Source organism: Pseudomonas haemolytica (genome assembly GCF_009659625.1).
Lineage (GTDB): Bacteria > Pseudomonadota > Gammaproteobacteria > Pseudomonadales > Pseudomonadaceae > Aquipseudomonas > Aquipseudomonas haemolytica.
The window spans coordinates 416,730-434,903 of sequence record NZ_VOIW01000001.1; the positions used below are offsets into that span (position 1 = coordinate 416,730).

Consider the following 18,174-nt stretch of genomic DNA (forward strand, 5'->3'; position numbering starts at 1 on the left):
GTCAAATGTGGGAGGGGGCTTGCCCCCGATAGCGGTATGACTGTCAAAAATACTGAGACTGATACACCGCCATCGGGGGCAAGTCCCCTCCCATAGAGGCAAAAAAAGAGACCCGAAGGTCTCTTTTTTTACGCGACTCAAGCCTTACAGGCTGGAAATCCGCGCATGTTGCTCCGCCAGCTTGCCCAAAGCCTGTTCAGCTTCGGCCAGTTTGGCGCGTTCTTTGTCGATCACTTCCGCTGGCGCCTTGTCGACGAACGCCGCGTTGGACAACTTGCCGCCCACTCGCTGCACTTCGCCTTGCAGGCGGGCGATTTCCTTGTCGAGACGGGCCAGTTCCGCGCCCTTGTCGATCAAGCCAGCCATCGGTACCAGCACTTCCATGTCGCCGACCAACGCGGTGGCGGACAGTGGTGCTTCGGCATCGGCAGTCAATACGGTGATCGATTCCAGCTTCGCCAGCTTCTTGAGCAGCGCGTCGTTCTCGCTGAGGCGACGCTGATCTTCGGCGCTGGCGTTCTTGACGAACACGGCCAGTGGCTTGCCCGGCCCGATGTTCATCTCGGCGCGGATGTTGCGCGTGCCGAGCATCAGGGTCTTGAGCCATTCGATATCGCTTTCGGCCGCCTCATCAATGCGTGCTTCATTGGCCACCGGCCAAGGTTGCAGCATGATGGTCTTGCCTTCGATACCGGCCAGCGGCGCCAGGCGTTGCCAGATTTCTTCGGTAATGAACGGCATGAACGGATGCGCCAGGCGCAAGGCCACTTCCAGCACGCGCACCAGGGTACGACGGGTACCGCGCTGGCGTTCGACCGGGGCGTTTTCGTCCCACAGAACGGGCTTGGACAGTTCCAGGTACCAGTCGCAATACTGGTTCCAGATGAACTCGTACAGAGCCTGTGCGGCCAGGTCGAAACGGAACTGGTCGAGCTGGCGGGTCACTTCGGCTTCGGTGCGTTGCAGTTGCGAGATGATCCAGCGGTCGGCCAGGCTCAGCTCATAGGCTTCGCCGTTCTGGCCGCAGTCCTCGCCCTTGTCCAGCACATAACGCGCGGCGTTCCAGATCTTGTTGCAGAAGTTGCGATAGCCTTCGACGCGGCCCATGTCGAACTTGATGTCGCGGCCGGTGGAGGCCAGCGAGCAGAAGGTGAAGCGCAGGGCATCGGTGCCATAGCTGGCGATACCGTCGGCGAACTCGTCGCGGGTCTGCTTCTCGATCTTCTTCGCCAGCTTCGGCTGCATCAGGCCCGAGGTGCGTTTCTGCACCAGGGTTTCCAGGTCGATGCCGTCGATGATGTCCAGCGGGTCCAGGACGTTGCCCTTGGACTTGGACATCTTCTGGCCCTGGCCGTCACGTACCAGGCCGTGCACGTACACAGTCTTGAACGGTACCTGCGGTGTGCCGTCTTCGTTCTTCACCAAATGCATGGTGAGCATGATCATCCGGGCGACCCAGAAGAAAATGATGTCGAAACCGGTGACCAGCACATCGGTGGAGTGGAATTTCTTCAGGAACTCGGTCTGCTGAGGCCAACCCAGGGTGGAGAAGGTCCACAGGCCCGAACTGAACCAGGTGTCCAGTACGTCGTTGTCCTGTTGCAGCGCAATGTCCGGGCCCAGGTTGTGCTTGGCACGTACTTCGGCTTCGTCGCGGCCGACATAGACCTTGCCCGACTCGTCGTACCAGGCCGGGATGCGATGGCCCCACCACAGTTGACGGCTGATGCACCAGTCCTGGATGTCGCGCATCCACGAGAAGTACATGTTTTCGTACTGTTTTGGCACGAACTGGATACGGCCATCTTCCACGGCGGCAATCGCCGGCTCGGCCAGCGGCTTGGTGGACACGTACCACTGGTCGGTCAGCCACGGCTCGATCACGGTGCCGGAGCGGTCGCCCTTCGGCACTTTCAGGCCGTGATCGTCAACGCTGACCAGCAAGCCGGCGGCGTCGAAGGCGGCAACGATCTGCTTGCGCGCTTCAAAACGGTCCAGACCTGCGTATTCGGCCGGGATCTTGCCATCGATGCTGTCGTTCAGCGTGCCGTCCAGGTTGAATACCTGGCAGGCCGGCAATACGGCGGCATTCTTGTCGAAGATGTTCAGCAGCGGCAGGTTGTGGCGCTTGCCGACTTCGTAGTCGTTGAAGTCGTGGGCCGGGGTGATTTTCACGCAGCCGGTGCCGAATTCAGGGTCGCAGTAGTCATCCGCGATAATCGGGATGCGACGGCCAACCAACGGCAGTTCAACGAACTTGCCGATCAGCGCCTGATAGCGCTCGTCGTTCGGGTTAACGGCCACGGCAGCGTCGCCGAGCATGGTTTCCGGACGGGTGGTGGCGACGATCAGGTAGTCGTTGCCTTCAGCGGTCTTGGCGCCGTCGGCAAGCGGGTACTTGAGGTTCCACAGGAAACCTTTCTCGTCGTGGTTTTCCACTTCGAGGTCGGAGATCGCCGTGTGCAGCTTGGTGTCCCAGTTGACCAGGCGCTTGCCGCGGTAGATCAGGCCGTCTTCATGCAGGCGCACGAAGGCTTCCTTCACGGCTTCGGACAGGCCGTCGTCCATGGTGAAGCGCTCGCGGCTCCAGTCTACGGACGAACCGAGGCGACGGATCTGACGGCTGATGTTGCCGCCGGACTGGTCTTTCCATTCCCAGATTTTTTCCAGGAATTTCTCGCGGCCCAGGTCGTGACGGCTCTGGCCGGTGGCTTCCAGTTGGCGTTCTACCAGCATCTGGGTGGCGATGCCGGCGTGGTCGGTGCCTGGCTGCCACAGGGTATTGCGGCCCTGCATGCGGCGGAAACGGATCAACGCATCCATGATCGCATTGTTGAAGCCATGGCCCATGTGCAGGCTGCCAGTGACGTTCGGTGGCGGAATCATGATGGTGTACGAGTCGCCCGCACCTTGTGGGGCGAAATAGTTCTCGGACTCCCAGGTGTTGTACCAGGAAGTTTCGATAGCGTGGGGCTGGTAGGTCTTATCCATGCGCGGCGGGACCCTAGTTGGCATTTATTCAGGAAAGCCGGCAAGTATAACGGGGGATAAGGCGCAGGGCGAGGCGAAGACAGGGCTTAAGGTGCACGCAACCAAATGTGGGAGGGGGCTTGCTCCCGATAGCGGTGTGCCAGTCTATATAAATGCCAACTGACACGGCCTCATCGGGAGCAAGCCCCCTCCCACAAGGGATTTGTGTGTGGTTCAGGACTGGTATTGGCTGAGCAGCCGCTCCATCCGCGCATCCATACGGCGCTTGATCTCGGCCTCGATATGCGGGGCAAAGTCGTCGATCACGTCTTGCATGATCAGTTGCGCGGCGGCGCGCAGTTCGTTGTCCAGGTGCAACAGCAGGGCATCGGGGGCTTTTTCCGCGGCGGGAGCGGGCTCTGTAATGACAGGCTCCGGCGCAGCAGGCTTGCCACCGACCATGTCGAACAACAGCGGAATCTGTACCTCGCCATCGACCGTGTCGGTCAGCAGCGGCGGTTGCAGGTTGTCATCACCCAGCAACTGACGGATCGACTCCAGGTCATCCAGCAGGTGGTCGTCTTTTTTCAGCGGGTTGGGAGTGTCCATCGTGTGCTCAAAGTCGTTGTAGCCGGTGATCTTGCAGAGAATAGCCCTGTTCGCGGTAGAAACGGAAACTCTCCCGCGCAGCCTGACGAATAGCGGGGTCTTCCACCACCACTTCCGCCACGCGGGCAAAAGCCTTGGCAAAGGGCGGTACTTTCAGGTCGAGGTTGACCAGCAGGTCCTGGTGATCGCCGCAACTGTCGCCCAAACCCAGGGCAACCAGGCCTTCGGGTTCCGATTCGGCTGGGCCGTGGGGCACGAAGCTTTCGCCCTTGAAGCGCCACAGGCGTGCATCCAGCTCATCGCGTTGGGCGGCATCGCTGCAATGCAGGTAGATACGGTGGCCCATGCGCCAGGCTTTTTCGGTGAGTTTGCAGGCAAAGTCCAGGCGCGCGAGGGGATCGGCGCTGGGCAATATATAGAAGTCGACTTGGGTCATTGGGGTTCCTGAGACCGGGGCGGCGTGACGGCCGCCCCGGAATCTTCAGTTTCAGGCTTTGGCGCGATCCAGCAGGTATTGGGTCAGCAGTGGCACCGGACGGCCAGTGGCGCCCTTGTCCTTGCCGCCGCTGGTCCATGCCGTGCCGGCGATGTCCAAGTGGGCCCAGTTGAAGTTCTTGGCAAAGCGCGACAGGAAGCAGGCGGCCGTGATGGTGCCGGCTTTCGGGCCGCCAATGTTGGCGATGTCGGCAAACGGGCTGTCCAGTTGTTCCTGGTACTCATCGAACAGCGGCAGTTGCCAGGCGCGGTCGTCGGCGGCCTTGCCGGCGCTGAGCAGTTGCTCGATCAGTTCGTCGTTGTTGCCCAACAGGCCCGATGTATGGGAGCCCAGGGCAACGATGCAGGCGCCGGTCAGGGTAGCAATGTCGATGACGGCTTGCGGCTTGAAGCGCTCGGCGTAGGTCAGGGCATCACACAGCACCAGGCGGCCTTCGGCGTCGGTGTTGAGGATTTCCACGGTCTGGCCGCTCATGGTCGTGACGATATCGCCTGGGCGCGCAGCACCGCCGCTCGGCATGTTCTCGGCACAGGCCAGGATGCACACCAGGTTGACCGGCAGCTTGAGTTCCAGCACCGCACGCAGGGTGCCGAACACGCTGGCGGCGCCGCCCATGTCGTACTTCATCTCATCCATGCCCGCGCCCGGCTTGAGGCTGATGCCGCCGGTGTCGAAGGTGATGCCTTTACCCACCAGGGCGTAAGGCTTCTCGGACTTCTTGGCGCCGTTGTATTGCATCACGATCAGGCGTGGCGGCTGGTCGCTGCCCTGGCCCACGGCATAGAACGAGCCCATGCCCAGTTCCTTGATCTTCTTCTCGTCGAGCACTTCGACTTTCAGGCTCTTGAACTCTTTGCCCAATGCCTTGGCCTGTTCGCCCAGGAACGTCGGGTGGCAGATGTTCGGCGGCAGGTTGCCCAGGTCGCGGGTGAACGACATGCCGTTGGCGATCGCCTGGGCGTGGGTCACGGCGCGTTCGACTTCAGCCTGGGCGGCCTTGATGGTCAGCAGGGTGATTTTCTTCAGTGCGCGGGGTTCGGCTTTCTGGCTCTTGAACTGGTCGAAGGTATAGCCGCCGTCCACCAGGCTTTCGGCCAACAGGCGGGTCTTGCCGTAGCTGTCACGGCCCTTGACGACGATTTCATCGAGTGCCAGTGCCGCATCAGTGCCGCCCAGGCCCTTGAGGGTCGTAAGGATGCCGCTGACGATCTTGCGGAACGGGCGGTCGCCCAGTTCGGCGTCCTTGCCCACGCCCACCAGCAAGACGCGGTCGGCTTTAAGGTTGGGCAGGCTTTGCAGCAACAGGCTCTGGCCGACTTTGCCGGCCAGGTCGCCGCGCTTGAGCACCGCGCTGATCGCGCCACCGCTCAGTTCGTCCAGTTGCTTGGCGGCGACGCCGAGTTTGCGGCCTTCGCCGACAGCGACCACGAGGGTGGCGGTTTTCAACGTTTCGGGGCTAACGCTTTTTACAACCAATTCCATTTTCGGGTCCCTTATAAAGGTCGGTGAGCCTGGCGTTTGTACCCAGGCTTTAAAGCTTGGCGGCGTTGTAAGCCGCTCGCGACAAAGGCCGCAGTTTGAACCTCGCCGGCGGAGCCTGACAACCCTTGGCGCACGCTTTGTGCGTGCGCATGAGGTTGCGCAGTGACAGGCGCGACCAATCACAGGATAATGCCCCATCTTTTTAGCCGGCCCGTGCAAACGGGCTGACTCGGTATGCTTGCTTGTTTGGCCGCCTTAGCCTGACAACCCTGGAGTGTCTGGTTTGATCGTCTTCCGTTATCTGTCCCGCGAAGTCCTGTTGACCCTGAGTGCCGTGAGTGCGGTATTGCTGGTCATCATCATGAGTGGTCGTTTCGTCAAGTTCCTGGCTCAAGCCGCCGCTGGCGCCCTGGATCCGGGCTCACTGTTTTTGATCATGGGCTACCGGATGCCCGGCATGCTGCAGTTGATTCTGCCGCTCGGGCTGTTTCTCGGCGTGCTGCTGGCCTATGGCCGGTTGTACCTTGAAAGCGAAATGACCGTGCTGTCGGCCACCGGCATGAGCCAGCAGCGCCTGCTGGCCATGACCATGGTGCCGGCCGCCGGCGTTGCCCTGGTGGTGGCCTGGTTGAGCATGAGCCTGGCGCCCCAGGGTGCCATGCAGTTCCAGCTGCTGCTGAACAAGCAGGATGCGATGACCGAGTTCGACACCCTCGAGCCCGGGCGCTTCCAGGCGCTCAGCGACGGCACGCGGGTGACCTATACCGAAACCATGACCGAGGACCGTTCCAACCTCGGCGGCGTGTTCATTTCCCAGAAGAACCTGGGCGAGAACCAGAAAGACCGCGGCATTTCGATTCTGGTGGCCGACAGCGGGCGCCAGGAAGTACGCCCTGACGGCAACCGCTACCTGATCCTGGAAAATGGCTATCGCTACGACGGCAGCCCCGGCCTGGCGGACTATCGGGCGATCAAGTACGACACTTATGGCGTGATGCTGCCCAAGCCTGAGATCAGCGACGAGGTCACCGACCGCGACGCACTGCCGACCTCATCGCTGTTCGGCAGCCAGGAGCTGCGCTCCATCGCCGAGCTGCAATGGCGTATCTCCCTGCCGCTGCTGGTGTTTATCGTGACCTTGATGGCCGTGCCGCTGTCGCGCGTCAACCCGCGCCAGGGGCGTTTCCTCAAGCTGCTGCCGGCGATCCTGCTCTACATGGCCTACCTGACCATCCTGATTTCCGCCCGTGGCTCCCTGGAGAAAGGCAAGTTGCCGCCGGCCCTGGGCCTGTGGTGGGTGCACGGGGTTTTCCTGATGATCGGCCTGGGGCTGCTCTACTGGGAACCTATCCGTTTGAAAATGAAGAGCCGTCGTGGCCTGAAGGAGTTGGCCCGTGGCTAAGCTTGATCGCTACATTGGTAGCAGCGTACTGATCGCCATCCTGGCGGTATTGGGCATCATCCTCGGACTGGCCTTGTTGTTCGCCTTCATTGATGAAGTGGGCAACGTCACTGACACCTACACGGTCACGGATGTATTGGGCTACGTGGCACTGACTGCGCCGCGCCGCCTCTACGATATGATGCCGATGGCCGCGCTGATCGGTTGCCTGATCGGCCTGGGTACCCTGGCCAGCAACAGCGAGCTGACCATCATGCGCGCCGCTGGCGTTTCCATTGGCCGCATTGTCTGGGCGGTGATGAAGCCGATGCTGCTGCTGATGGCGTGCAGCGTGCTGATCGGCGAATACGTCGCGCCCCCGGCTGAAGCTACCGCCCAGGCCAATCGCGCCCTGGCCCAGGGGTCAGGCGATGCGCAAAGCGCCAAGCACGGCCTGTGGCACCGCCAGGGTGATGAGTTCATCCACATCAACGCCGTGCAGCCAGGCGGCCTGTTGATCGGGGTGACGCGCTACACGTTCGATAAAGAGCGGCACATGCTGTCCTCCAGCTTCGCCAAGCGCGCGCAGTACAGTGCCGAGCAATGGCAACTGAGCGACGTCACCACCACGTATTTCCGTAATGTGGGGCAGGGCACCCAGTCCAGCACCGAAGTGATCAACGTAGCGACCGAGCAATGGGATATCGCCCTGAAGCCGGAGTTGCTCAATACCGTGATCATGGTCCCGGAAACGTTGCCGATCTCTGGTTTGTGGAGTTATATCCATTACCTCAAGGAGCAGGGCCTGAACAATGGCCGCTACTGGCTGGCGTTCTGGGTCAAGGTGCTGCAGCCGGTGGTCACCGCCGCGCTGGTGTTGATGGCGATCTCCTTCATCTTCGGGCCATTGCGTTCCGTGACCCTCGGCCAGCGGGTATTCACCGGCGTACTGGTGGGCTTTACCTTCCGTATCGCCCAGGACTTGCTCGGGCCGTCGAGCCTGGTGTTTGGTTTCTCGCCGCTGTTTGCGGTGCTGGTGCCGACCGCCATCTGCACCCTGGCCGGGTTCTGGCTACTGCGCCGGGCCGGTTGAAACCGCGCTTATGCACAAAAAATGCCCTGCTCCCATGAGTGGGGCATTTTTGTTCTGGTCAGCAAAGATGACGTCTGGCCTGAGCATCAGGTACAATTCCCGGCTATTTTTCAGCGGGCAATCTGCCTGCAGCCTTTTTGAGTGTTGATCCGTGAGTGATTTGAGTCATATCCGCAATTTCTCCATCATCGCCCACATTGACCATGGCAAGTCGACGCTGGCCGATCGATTTATCCAGATGTGCGGCGGCCTTGCCGAACGTGAAATGGAGGCCCAGGTCCTGGACTCCATGGACCTTGAACGCGAGCGCGGGATCACCATCAAGGCCCACAGCGTTACCCTGTACTACACCGCCAAAGACGGTATCAAGTACCAGCTGAACTTCATTGACACCCCAGGCCACGTCGACTTTACCTATGAAGTCAGCCGTTCCCTGGCGGCCTGCGAAGGCGCATTGCTGGTGGTGGATGCGGGGCAGGGCGTTGAAGCCCAGTCCGTGGCCAACTGCTACACCGCCATCGAGCAGGGCCTTGAAGTCATGCCGGTGCTGAACAAGATCGACTTGCCTCAAGCCGACCCTGATCGCGTCAAAGAAGAAATCGAAAAAATCATTGGTATTGACGCCACCGACGCCGTCGAGTGCAGCGCCAAGACCGGCCTGGGCGTCGACGAAGTGCTCGAGCGCCTGGTCAAGACCATTCCAGCCCCCACCGGCAACTACGAAGATCCGCTGCAAGCGTTGATCATCGACTCCTGGTTCGACAACTACCTGGGCGTTGTTTCCCTGGTACGCGTGCGCCATGGCCGTGTGAAGAAGGGCGACAAGATCCTGGTCAAGTCCACCGGCAAGATCCACCTGGTGGACAGCGTTGGTGTGTTCAACCCGAAACACACCGCCACCACCGACCTCAAGGCCGGTGAAGTGGGCTTCATCATCGCCGGTATCAAAGACATCCACGGTGCGCCGGTCGGTGACACCCTGACTTTGAGCTCCACGCCTGATGTAGACGTGCTGCCGGGCTTCAAACGTATCCAGCCGCAGGTCTACGCCGGCCTGTTCCCGGTCAGCTCCGACGACTTCGAAGACTTCCGTGAAGCCCTGCAGAAGCTGACCCTCAACGACTCTTCGTTGCAGTACACCCCGGAAAGCTCCGACGCCCTGGGCTTCGGCTTCCGTTGCGGGTTCCTGGGCATGCTGCACATGGAAATCATCCAGGAGCGCCTTGAGCGCGAATACGACCTGGACCTGATCACCACGGCACCGACCGTTATTTTTGAGCTGGCGCTGAAAACCGGTGAAACGATTTACGTCGACAACCCGTCCAAGCTCCCAGACCTGTCTTCCATCGAAGACATGCGCGAACCGATTGTGCGCGCCAATATTCTTGTGCCACAGGAACACCTGGGCAACGTGATTACCTTGTGTATCGAAAAGCGTGGCGTACAGCACGACATGCTGTTCCTCGGTACCCAGGTGCAAGTGACCTACGATTTGCCGATGAACGAGGTGGTCCTGGACTTCTTCGACCGTCTCAAATCCACCAGCCGCGGCTATGCTTCGCTGGACTACCATTTCGACCGTTACCAATCGGCTAATCTGGTGAAACTGGATGTGTTGATCAACGGCGACAAGGTCGATGCCCTGGCACTGATCGTGCACAAGGACAACGCGCACTACAAAGGTCGCCAGTTGACCGAGAAGATGAAAGAACTGATTCCGCGCCAGATGTTCGACGTCGCGATCCAGGCCGCCATTGGCGGGCAGATCATTGCGCGGACTTCCGTCAAGGCTCTCAGAAAGAACGTACTGGCCAAATGCTACGGCGGTGACGTAAGCCGTAAGCGCAAGCTGCTTGAGAAGCAAAAGGCCGGTAAAAAACGCATGAAGCAAGTGGGTAACGTGGAAATTCCACAAGAAGCCTTCCTTGCGGTGCTCAGGTTGGATAGTTAGGTCCTATGTCACTAAATTTCCCGCTGTTGCTGGTCATCGCCGTTGCCGTCTGTGGTTTCCTGGCGTTGCTCGATCTGGTGTTCTTCGCCCCGCGTCGGCGGGCTGCCATCGCTTCCTATCAGGGCAGCGTCAGCCAGCCCGATGCAGTGGTGGTCGAGAAGCTCAACAAAGAGCCCTTGCTGGTTGAATACGGCAAGTCGTTCTTCCCGGTGTTGTTCATCGTGCTGGTGTTGCGCTCGTTCCTTGTAGAGCCGTTCCAGATCCCTTCGGGGTCGATGAAACCGACCCTGGACGTGGGCGACTTCATCCTGGTGAACAAGTTTTCCTACGGAATTCGTTTACCGGTGATCGACAAGAAAGTCATCCCGGTCGGTGACCCGCAGCGCGGCGATGTGATGGTGTTCCGCTACCCAAGCGACCCGAACGTCAACTACATCAAGCGTGTAGTCGGCCTGCCGGGAGACGTGGTGCGCTACACCAGCGACAAGCGCCTGTTCATCAACGGTGAGTCGGTGGCCGAGAAGCTGCTGGGCGCCGAGCCGAACACCCTGGGCAGCGCCGAGCTGTACCAGGAAAAACTCGGTGCGGTAGAGCACGAAATCCGCAAGGAAATGAGCCGCTACCGCGCGATGCCTGATGGCGAGTGGAAAGTGCCTGCCGGGCACTACTTCATGATGGGCGACAACCGCGACAACTCCAATGACAGCCGCTACTGGGATGACCCCAACATTCCCAAGGACCTGCTGGGCATGGTGCCCGACGAGAATATCGTCGGCAAAGCCTTCGCGGTCTGGATGAGTTGGCCGGAGCCCAAGCTCAGCCACCTGCCGAACTTCTCGCGGGTCGGGCTGATCAAGTAATACAGGCGGCGCTGTGAACACAGCGCCGAATGCTTTTCTGGGGCTTGGACAATTAACCGTCCGGCCCCATGCAGCACCAACCAGGATGTGAATTTGAACACTGCGTCAATCGTCGATGGCCGCCGGTGCCACCAACTAGATATGGATAAACCGTGACCGTTTCTCTAAGTCGTCTCGAGCGCCAGCTCGGCTACACCTTCAAGGACCCGGAATTGATGGTCCTTGCCCTCACACACCGCAGCTTTGCAGGGCGCAATAACGAGCGCCTGGAATTCCTCGGTGATGCCATCCTCAATTTTGTCGCCGGTGAAGCGCTGTTCGAGCGTTTCCCCCAAGCCCGTGAAGGCCAGCTGTCGCGCCTGCGTGCACGCTTGGTGAAGGGCGAGACCCTGGCCGTGCTGGCCCGTGGTTTCGGCTTGGGCGAGTACCTGCGCCTGGGGTCCGGTGAGTTGAAGAGCGGCGGTTTCCGCCGTGAGTCGATCCTGGCCGATGCGCTTGAAGCGTTGATTGGTGCGATCTACCTGGATGCTGGCATGGAGGCCGCCAAGGCACGTGTCACGGCCTGGCTGACCTCCGAGATCGAAAGCCTCACGCTGGTCGATACCAACAAAGATCCCAAGACCCGCCTGCAGGAATTCCTGCAGTCGCGCGGGTGCGAACTGCCACGCTACGAAGTGGTGGATATCCAGGGTGAGCCCCATTGCCGCGTGTTCTTCGTGGAATGTGAAATCACCTTATTGAACGAAAAAAGCCGAGGTCAGGGTGTGAGCCGTCGTATTGCCGAACAGGTAGCGGCCGCTGCAGCACTGATTGCCCTGGGCGTGGAGAATGGCCATGACTGATTCAACCGCAACACGCTGTGGCTATGTTGCCATCGTCGGCCGCCCGAACGTGGGCAAGTCCACGCTGCTGAACCATATCCTCGGCCAGAAGCTTGCGATCACCTCGCGCAAGCCGCAGACCACCCGCCACAACATGCTGGGCATCAAGACCGAAGGCAACGTGCAAGCGGTCTATGTCGATACCCCGGGCATGCACAAAGGCGGCGAGAAAGCCCTGAACCGCTACATGAACAAGACCGCTTCGGCGGCGTTGAAAGACGTCGACGTGGTGATCTTCGTGGTCGACCGCACCAAGTGGACCGATGAAGACCAGATGGTTCTCGAGCGCGTGCAGTACGTCACCGGCCCGTTGATCGTCGCGCTGAACAAGACCGATCGCATCGAAGACAAAGCCGAGTTGATGCCGCATCTGACCTGGCTGCAGGAACAACTGCCGAACGCCCAGATCATGCCGATCTCGGCCCAGCACGGCCACAACCTTGAAGCCCTGGAGCGCGTGATCGCCGGTTACTTGCCGGAGAACGAGCACTTCTTCCCGGAAGACCAGATCACCGACCGCAGCAGCCGCTTCCTCGCCGCCGAACTGGTCCGTGAGAAAATCATGCGCCAGATGGGTGCCGAGCTGCCGTACCAGATCACCGTCGAAATCGAAGAGTTCAAGCAGCAGGGCAAGACCCTGCATATCCACGCGTTGATCCTCGTCGAACGTGACGGCCAGAAGAAAATCATCATTGGCGACAAGGGCGAGCGCATCAAGCGTATCGGCACCGAAGCGCGCAAGGACATGGAGTTGCTGTTCGACTCCAAGATCATGCTTAACCTGTGGGTGAAGGTTAAGGGTGGCTGGTCCGATGATGAGCGTGCACTGCGCTCCCTGGGCTATGGCGACCTGTAAGGACACCGCAGGGCAAAAAATGTGGGAGGGGGCTTGCCCCCGATAGCGGTGGATCAGTTAACAAATAAGTGACTGACACACTGCCATCGGGGGCAAGCCCCCTCCCACTTTAGGTTTGTGTAGTTTTCAAAAATGCATGCCAGCAGTGAGCACTCATGTCCCAATCCCCACCTCCCAGCCAACTCGCCTACGTCCTGCACAGCCGCGCCTACCGTGAGACCAGCGCGCTGGTGGATTTCCTCACGCCCCAAGGCCGCCTGCGTGCGGTGTTGCGCAGCGCACGGGGCAAGGCGGGTACGTTGGCGCGGCCGTTCGTGGCCCTGGATGTGGAGTTTCGTGGCAAGGGCGAGCTGAAAAACGTCGGCCGCCTGGAGAGCGTCGGCACCTCCGCCTGGCTTAACGGCGATGCGCTGTTCAGCGGCCTTTACCTCAATGAACTGCTGATCCGCCTGCTGCCCGCTGAAGATCCACACCCGGCGGTCTTCGATCACTACGCCGCCACGCTGCTGGCCCTGGCCGAAGGGCGGCCCCTGGAACCGCTGCTGCGTGCCTTCGAATGGCGCCTGCTCGACGACCTCGGCTACGGCTTTGAACTGAGCAACGACCTGCACGGCGAGCCCATCGCCGCCGATGGCATGTACCGCCTGCAAGTGGACGCTGGCCTGGAACGCGTGTACCTGCTGCAACCGGGCCTGTTCCAGGGCTCCGAGCTGCTGGCCATGAGCGAAGCGGATTGGAGCGCACCGGGTGCCTTGTCTGCTGCCAAGCGTTTGATGCGCCAGGCGCTGGCCGTGCATCTGGGCGGGCGACCGCTGGTCAGTCGCGAGTTGTTTCGAAAGCCCTGACATCCCCGTGTATGCTGTGCACCGATTCTTTCCCTTTTCAGGAGCGCTTCCGTGACCACCAGCAATCGCATTCTTCTTGGCGTCAACATCGACCACGTCGCCACCCTGCGCCAGGCCCGGGGCACCCGTTACCCTGACCCGGTCAAGGCCGCGCTGGACGCCGAAGAAGCGGGCGCCGACGGCATCACCGTGCACCTGCGCGAAGACCGCCGCCATATCCAGGAGCGCGACGTGCTGCTGCTCAAGGACGTGCTGCAAACCCGCATGAACTTCGAAATGGGCGTCACCGAAGAAATGATGGCGTTTGCCGAACGCATCCGCCCGGCACACATCTGCCTGGTGCCGGAAACCCGCCAGGAACTGACCACCGAAGGCGGCCTCGATGTCGCCGGTCAGGAAGCGCGCATCAAGGCCGCAGTGGAGCGCCTGTCGAAGATCGGCAGTGAAGTGTCGCTGTTCATCGACGCCGACGAACGCCAGATCGAAGCCTCGCGCCGTGTCGGTGCCCCGGCCATTGAGCTGCACACCGGCCGCTACGCCGATGCCACCACCCCAACCGAAGTGGCCGACGAGCTGCAACGCATCATCGATGGCGTGAACTGCGGGCTCAATGAAGGTTTGATCGTCAACGCCGGCCATGGCTTGCACTACCACAACGTCGAAGCGGTGGCAGCGATCAAGGGCATCAACGAGCTGAACATCGGCCATGCGTTGGTGGCCCATGCGCTGTTCGTCGGTTTCAAGGGTGCGGTTGCCGAGATGAAGGCCTTGATTCTGGCGGCTGCCAAGCACTAAAAACAACAAGCGTCCAGTGTGGGAGGGGGCTTGCTCCCGATAGCGGTGTGTCAGCCACACATAAGTTGACTGACGCACCGCTATCGGGAGCAAGCCCCCTCCCACATGCGAAGTCTTACTGTTTAGCCGATGCAGGTGTATCGTATCTGCCCTTTGCGGGCCTTGGCCTGCGGCAGATACGTGAGGTTGTTGTGTCCCAATCGTTTTCCCGTCGACAGATCCTCGGTGGCCTTGCCGGCCTTGCCGTTGTAGGTGTGGGCGCCGGTGGTGCCTACCGCTACTGGCTGGGTAAGGTTGCCGATGCCAACGCAGGAAGCGATTACCAACTGATTGCCGCGCCCCTGGACGTGGAATTGGTGCCGGGGCACCAGACCCAAGCCTGGGCATTCGGCCCTTCGGCGCCTGGCACCGAGTTGCGCGTGCGCCAGGGCGAATGGCTGCGAGTACGCTTCATCAATCATTTACCGGTTGCCACCACCATTCACTGGCACGGCATCCGCCTGCCGCTGGAAATGGACGGCGTGCCCTACGTCTCGCAGTTACCGGTACTGCCTGGCGAGTATTTCGACTACCAATTCCGCGTGCCCGACGCCGGCAGCTACTGGTACCACCCCCACGTGAACAGCAGCGAAGAACTCGGCCGTGGCCTGGTCGGCCCGCTGATCATCGAAGAGCGCGAGCCCACCGGTTTCAAATACGAGCGCACCCTCAGCCTGAAAAGCTGGCATGTGGACGAAGAGGGCGCCTTCGTCGCCTTCAGCATCCCCCGTGAAGCGGCGCGGGGCGGCACGGCGGGGCGCTTGTCGACGATCAACGGCGTGTCCCAGGCAGTGGTCGACCTGCCGGCCGGGCAGATCACGCGCGTGCGCTTGCTCAACCTCGACAACACCTTGACCTATCGCCTCAACATTCCCGGCGTTGAAGCGCAGATCTACGCGCTGGACGGCAACCCGATCGAGCCGCGCCCCTTGGGCAAGGAATACTGGCTGGGCCCGGGCATGCGCATTTGCCTGGCGATCAAGGCACCGCCGGCGGGCGAAGAGCTGTCGATCCGCAACGGCCCGGTGCGCCTTGGCACCTTTCGTTCAGTGGCCAATACCGACGCGCCCACTGAGTGGCCACCGGCATTACCGGCCAACCCGATTGCCGAGCCGGACCTGGCCAATGCCGAGAAACTCAACTTCAATTTTGAATGGGTCGGTTCGGTCTCGGTGAACGTGGACAACGGCAAGCCGCCGAGCCTGTGGCAGATCAACGGCCAGGCCTGGGACATCACCGACAAGACCTGCGCCGACCGCCCGATTGCCAAGCTGGAAAAGGGCAAGAGCTACATTTTCGAATTGAAGAACATGACCCAATACCAACACCCGATCCACCTGCACGGCATGAGTTTCAAGGTGATCGCCTCGAACCGCCACAAGGTGATCCCGTACTTCACCGACACCTATCTGCTGGGCAAGAACGAGCGTGCCCGTGTGGCGCTGGTGGCGGATAACCCGGGGGTGTGGATGTTCCATTGCCATGTGATCGACCACATGGAAACCGGCCTGATGGCCGCCATCGAGGTGGCGTGATGCGCCAGATTCGCCCCGCGGCGATTATCGACCGCAGCCGCGACCAGGATTTCATGCGCGAAGCCTTGGCCCTCGCCGCCCAAGGCGCCGCGCTGGGTGAAGTGCCGGTCGGCGCGGTGCTGGTGCAGGACGGTGAAATCATCGGTCGCGGCTTCAACTGCCCGATCAGCGGCAACGACCCCAGCGCCCATGCCGAAATGGTCGCGATCCGCGCTGCCGCCCAGGCGATCAGCAACTACCGTCTGGTGGGCAGCACCCTGTATGTGACCCTGGAGCCGTGCAGCATGTGCGCCGGCTTGATTGTGCATTCGCGAATCGCAAGGGTGGTGTACGGCGCACTGGAGCCCAAGGCCGGGATTGTGCAGAGCCAGGGGCAGTTTTTTACCCAGGGGTTTCTGAATCATCGGGCGTTGTTTGAAGGTGGGGTGCTGGCCGAGGAGTGCGGGGCTGTCTTGAGTGAGTTCTTCAAGGCTCGCCGAGCCAAGTCTCAGATCTAGCTAACAAAGGAGATCAAATGTGGGAGGGGGCTTGCTCCCGATAGCAGTGTGTCAGTCAGCATGTTTTTAGCTGACCCACCGCCATCGGGAGCAAGCCCCCTCCCACATTTGGATCTTCGTTTATTCAGTGATATCTCACCGTTACTTTTTGGCGATGATCACCGCCCGCATCGGCGCTGGCAGCCCTTCAATCGTCTTGCTGTGATCTTCGGGGTCGAGAAAGTCACTCAGGGACTGGTACTTCATCCACTCAGTCCCACGCTGTTCCTCAACCGTGGTCACGCTCACATCCACGCACCGCACCTCACTGAACCCGGCACGCCGCAGCCACAGCATCAACGCCGGTACCGAGGGCAGGAACCACACGTTGCGCATTTGTGCGTAACGGTCTTCTGGCACCAGCACCTGTTGCTGATCGCCTTCTACCACCAGGGTCTCCAACACCAGTTCGCCACCTTTGACCAGGCAGTCTTTCAGTGCCAGCAGGTGCTCGATGGGCGAGCGGCGGTGGTAGAACACGCCCATGGAAAATACCGTATCAAAGCCTTCCAGGTTCGCCGGCAAGTCTTCGAATGGGAATGGCAGGTGCCACGCCCTGGGCTCAGACAGGTAACGCTGCACCGCCTGGAACTGGCAGAAGAACAGCCAGTTCGGGTCCACCCCAATCACGCTGTCGGCCCCCGCGCCGAGCATGCGCCACATGTAATAACCGTTGCCGCAGCCGACATCGAGGATGCGCTTGCCGTTCAGGTCCAGGTGCGGCGCCACCCGCGACCACTTCCAGTCCGAACGCCATTCGGTGTCTACATGCACGCCGAACAGGTGGAACGGGCCTTTGCGCCACGGGCTCAGGCCCATCAAGGCGGTGTGCATTTGTGCGCGGGTGGCGTCGTCGCAATCGGTATCCAGTACCAGGCCATTGAGCAAGTCGACTGCGCTGGGCTGGATCTGCGGCAGCGCATCCAACGCGCTCTGCCAGCGCTCCAGGTCGCCATGGCCCTTTTCCATCTTGCTATCAAGCTGCGCTTGCAGGCCCTGGGCCCAAACGGCCAGAGGAGTACCGACCAGGTGGCGGGCGAGGGGGGACAAATCAATCATGGCAAGGCAATCAACGAGGCAAAGTTAAGACACTGGAACCACGGCAAGACTTTCGAGAACCCGGCCGCCAGCAGGCGTTCGCGGTGTTCTTCGAGGCTGTCGGGCTTCATGACGTTTTCGATGGCGCTGCGCTTCTGGGCGATTTCCAGTTCGCTGTAGCCGTTGGCGCGCTTGAACGCGATATGCAGGTCGGTCAGCAGTGCGTGCTCTTCAACATCGTTGAAGCGCAGCTTTTCCGAAAGGATCAACGCCCCGCCCGGCAGCAGCGATTGGCGGATACGCCCGAGCAACGCCAGGCGTTCATCGGGGGCGATAAATTGCAGGGTAAAGTTCAGCGCCACCACCGAGGCGGGCTGGAACTGCAGGGCGAGAATATCGCCCTCGATCACCTCCACCGGCAGCAACTCCTGGAACATCGAGTCCTGGCCATTGAGGTATTGGCGGCAACGCTCGACCATCGCCGCCGAGTTATCCACCGCGATCACCCGGCAACCCTCGGTGCGAACATGGCGACGCAAAGCTTGGGTGACGGCACCCAGGGATGAGCCCAGGTCATACAGCACGCTATTGGGCTGGGCGAATTGCGCGGCCAGCACGCCAAGGTTTTCGACGATGGTCGGGTAACCCGGCACCGAGCGCTTGATCATGTCCGGGAACACCCGCACCACATCCTCGTTAAAGGCGAAGTCCGGCACCTGGGGCAGGGGCTGGGCGAATAGGCGATCGGGTTCTTTGCTCACGGCTGTTCCGGCGACGAAGGGGAAAGGCCGGCATTTTAGCCAAGTT

Annotated in this window: 16 protein-coding genes; 10 read left to right on the forward strand and 6 right to left on the reverse strand. The window is 60.9% G+C overall.

The genetic code is table 11. From position 1 onward, the window contains the following. Nucleotides 1–144: 144 nt before the first annotated feature. From FRT59_RS01980 to FRT59_RS01995, 4 genes are all read right to left on the reverse strand, one after another. The gene (locus FRT59_RS01980; protein WP_153870269.1) at nucleotides 145–2,991 is read right to left on the reverse strand and encodes a valine--tRNA ligase; all 2,847 of its coding nucleotides are present in this window, start codon (nucleotides 2,989–2,991) and stop codon (nucleotides 145–147) included. A 213-nt stretch (nucleotides 2,992–3,204) separates the two neighbouring features. Next, a complete protein-coding gene (locus tag FRT59_RS01985) occupies nucleotides 3,205–3,579 on the reverse strand; it encodes a DNA polymerase III subunit chi (protein ID WP_153870270.1) in 375 nt (124 codons plus the stop codon). 7 nt (nucleotides 3,580–3,586) lie between these two features. Then, entirely contained in the window at nucleotides 3,587–4,015 is a 429-nt protein-coding gene (locus FRT59_RS01990) for a DNA polymerase III subunit chi (RefSeq protein ID WP_153870271.1), read from the reverse strand. 51 nt (nucleotides 4,016–4,066) lie between these two features. Next, nucleotides 4,067–5,557, reverse strand: a complete 1,491-nt coding sequence (locus tag FRT59_RS01995) for a leucyl aminopeptidase (protein WP_153838817.1) — start codon at nucleotides 5,555–5,557, stop codon at nucleotides 4,067–4,069. 283 nt (nucleotides 5,558–5,840) lie between these two features. On the opposite strand from FRT59_RS01995, the gene lptF reads away from it, so the two are divergent. The 10 genes from lptF (at nucleotide 5,841) to tadA (ending at nucleotide 16,290) form a co-directional block, all read left to right on the forward strand. Further along, nucleotides 5,841–6,959, forward strand: coding sequence for an LPS export ABC transporter permease LptF (gene lptF, locus FRT59_RS02000; RefSeq protein ID WP_153870272.1), 1,119 nt, complete (start codon nucleotides 5,841–5,843; stop codon nucleotides 6,957–6,959). Beyond that, nucleotides 6,952–8,031, forward strand: a complete 1,080-nt coding sequence (gene lptG / locus FRT59_RS02005; RefSeq protein ID WP_034118278.1) for an LPS export ABC transporter permease LptG — start codon at nucleotides 6,952–6,954, stop codon at nucleotides 8,029–8,031. The genes lptF and lptG overlap by 8 nt, the downstream gene beginning before the upstream one ends. Before the next feature lie 151 nt (nucleotides 8,032–8,182). Then, nucleotides 8,183–9,982, forward strand: coding sequence for a translation elongation factor 4 (lepA, locus tag FRT59_RS02010; protein WP_003210439.1), 1,800 nt, complete (start codon nucleotides 8,183–8,185; stop codon nucleotides 9,980–9,982). A 5-nt stretch (nucleotides 9,983–9,987) separates the two neighbouring features. Then, on the forward strand, nucleotides 9,988–10,842 hold the full coding sequence (lepB, locus tag FRT59_RS02015; RefSeq protein WP_034118279.1) for a signal peptidase I: 855 nt from the start codon (nucleotides 9,988–9,990) through the stop codon (nucleotides 10,840–10,842). 152 nt (nucleotides 10,843–10,994) lie between these two features. After that, nucleotides 10,995–11,684, forward strand: coding sequence for a ribonuclease III (gene rnc / locus FRT59_RS02020; protein WP_034118280.1), 690 nt, complete (start codon nucleotides 10,995–10,997; stop codon nucleotides 11,682–11,684). Next, nucleotides 11,677–12,579 (forward strand): GTPase Era, encoded by a 903-nt coding sequence (gene era, locus FRT59_RS02025; protein WP_005785147.1) that lies wholly within the window; start codon nucleotides 11,677–11,679, stop codon nucleotides 12,577–12,579. Before rnc ends, era begins: the two co-directional genes overlap by 8 nt. 155 nt (nucleotides 12,580–12,734) lie before the next feature. Next, nucleotides 12,735–13,424 (forward strand): DNA repair protein RecO, encoded by a 690-nt coding sequence (gene recO / locus FRT59_RS02030; RefSeq protein ID WP_034118281.1) that lies wholly within the window; start codon nucleotides 12,735–12,737, stop codon nucleotides 13,422–13,424. Between the two features lie 51 nt (nucleotides 13,425–13,475). After that, nucleotides 13,476–14,219, forward strand: coding sequence for a pyridoxine 5'-phosphate synthase (gene pdxJ, locus FRT59_RS02035; RefSeq protein WP_005785150.1), 744 nt, complete (start codon nucleotides 13,476–13,478; stop codon nucleotides 14,217–14,219). Nucleotides 14,220–14,410: 191 nt separating this feature from the next. Then, on the forward strand, nucleotides 14,411–15,793 hold the full coding sequence (locus FRT59_RS02040) for a multicopper oxidase family protein (protein WP_034118284.1): 1,383 nt from the start codon (nucleotides 14,411–14,413) through the stop codon (nucleotides 15,791–15,793). After that, entirely contained in the window at nucleotides 15,793–16,290 is a 498-nt protein-coding gene (gene tadA / locus FRT59_RS02045) for a tRNA adenosine(34) deaminase TadA (RefSeq protein ID WP_153870273.1), read from the forward strand. The genes FRT59_RS02040 and tadA overlap by 1 nt, the downstream gene beginning before the upstream one ends. A gap of 141 nt (nucleotides 16,291–16,431) precedes the next feature. Here the strand turns inward: tadA and cmoB are convergent, their stop codons facing one another. Further along, on the reverse strand, nucleotides 16,432–17,388 hold the full coding sequence (cmoB, locus tag FRT59_RS02050; RefSeq protein ID WP_034118286.1) for a tRNA 5-methoxyuridine(34)/uridine 5-oxyacetic acid(34) synthase CmoB: 957 nt from the start codon (nucleotides 17,386–17,388) through the stop codon (nucleotides 16,432–16,434). After that, nucleotides 17,385–18,128, reverse strand: a complete 744-nt coding sequence (gene cmoA, locus FRT59_RS02055) for a carboxy-S-adenosyl-L-methionine synthase CmoA (RefSeq protein WP_198809567.1) — start codon at nucleotides 18,126–18,128, stop codon at nucleotides 17,385–17,387. Before cmoA ends, cmoB begins: the two co-directional genes overlap by 4 nt. Nucleotides 18,129–18,174: the final 46 nt, after the last annotated feature.

What these genes read in the sequence shown, in the direction of transcription:
- FRT59_RS01980 (WP_153870269.1), bottom strand. Translation starts at nt 2,991, where the DNA reads ATGGATAAGACCTACCAGCCCCACGCTATCGAAACTTCCTGGTACAAC.
- FRT59_RS01985 (WP_153870270.1), bottom strand. Translation starts at nt 3,579, where the DNA reads ATGGACACTCCCAACCCGCTGAAAAAAGACGACCACCTGCTGGATGAC.
- FRT59_RS01990 (WP_153870271.1), bottom strand. Translation starts at nt 4,015, where the DNA reads ATGACCCAAGTCGACTTCTATATATTGCCCAGCGCCGATCCCCTCGCG.
- FRT59_RS01995 (WP_153838817.1), bottom strand. Translation starts at nt 5,557, where the DNA reads ATGGAATTGGTTGTAAAAAGCGTTAGCCCCGAAACGTTGAAAACCGCC.
- lepB (WP_034118279.1), top strand. Translation starts at nt 9,988, where the DNA reads ATGTCACTAAATTTCCCGCTGTTGCTGGTCATCGCCGTTGCCGTCTGT.
- era (WP_005785147.1), top strand. Translation starts at nt 11,677, where the DNA reads ATGACTGATTCAACCGCAACACGCTGTGGCTATGTTGCCATCGTCGGC.
- recO (WP_034118281.1), top strand. Translation starts at nt 12,735, where the DNA reads ATGTCCCAATCCCCACCTCCCAGCCAACTCGCCTACGTCCTGCACAGC.
- tadA (WP_153870273.1), top strand. Translation starts at nt 15,793, where the DNA reads ATGCGCCAGATTCGCCCCGCGGCGATTATCGACCGCAGCCGCGACCAG.
- cmoB (WP_034118286.1), bottom strand. Translation starts at nt 17,388, where the DNA reads ATGATTGATTTGTCCCCCCTCGCCCGCCACCTGGTCGGTACTCCTCTG.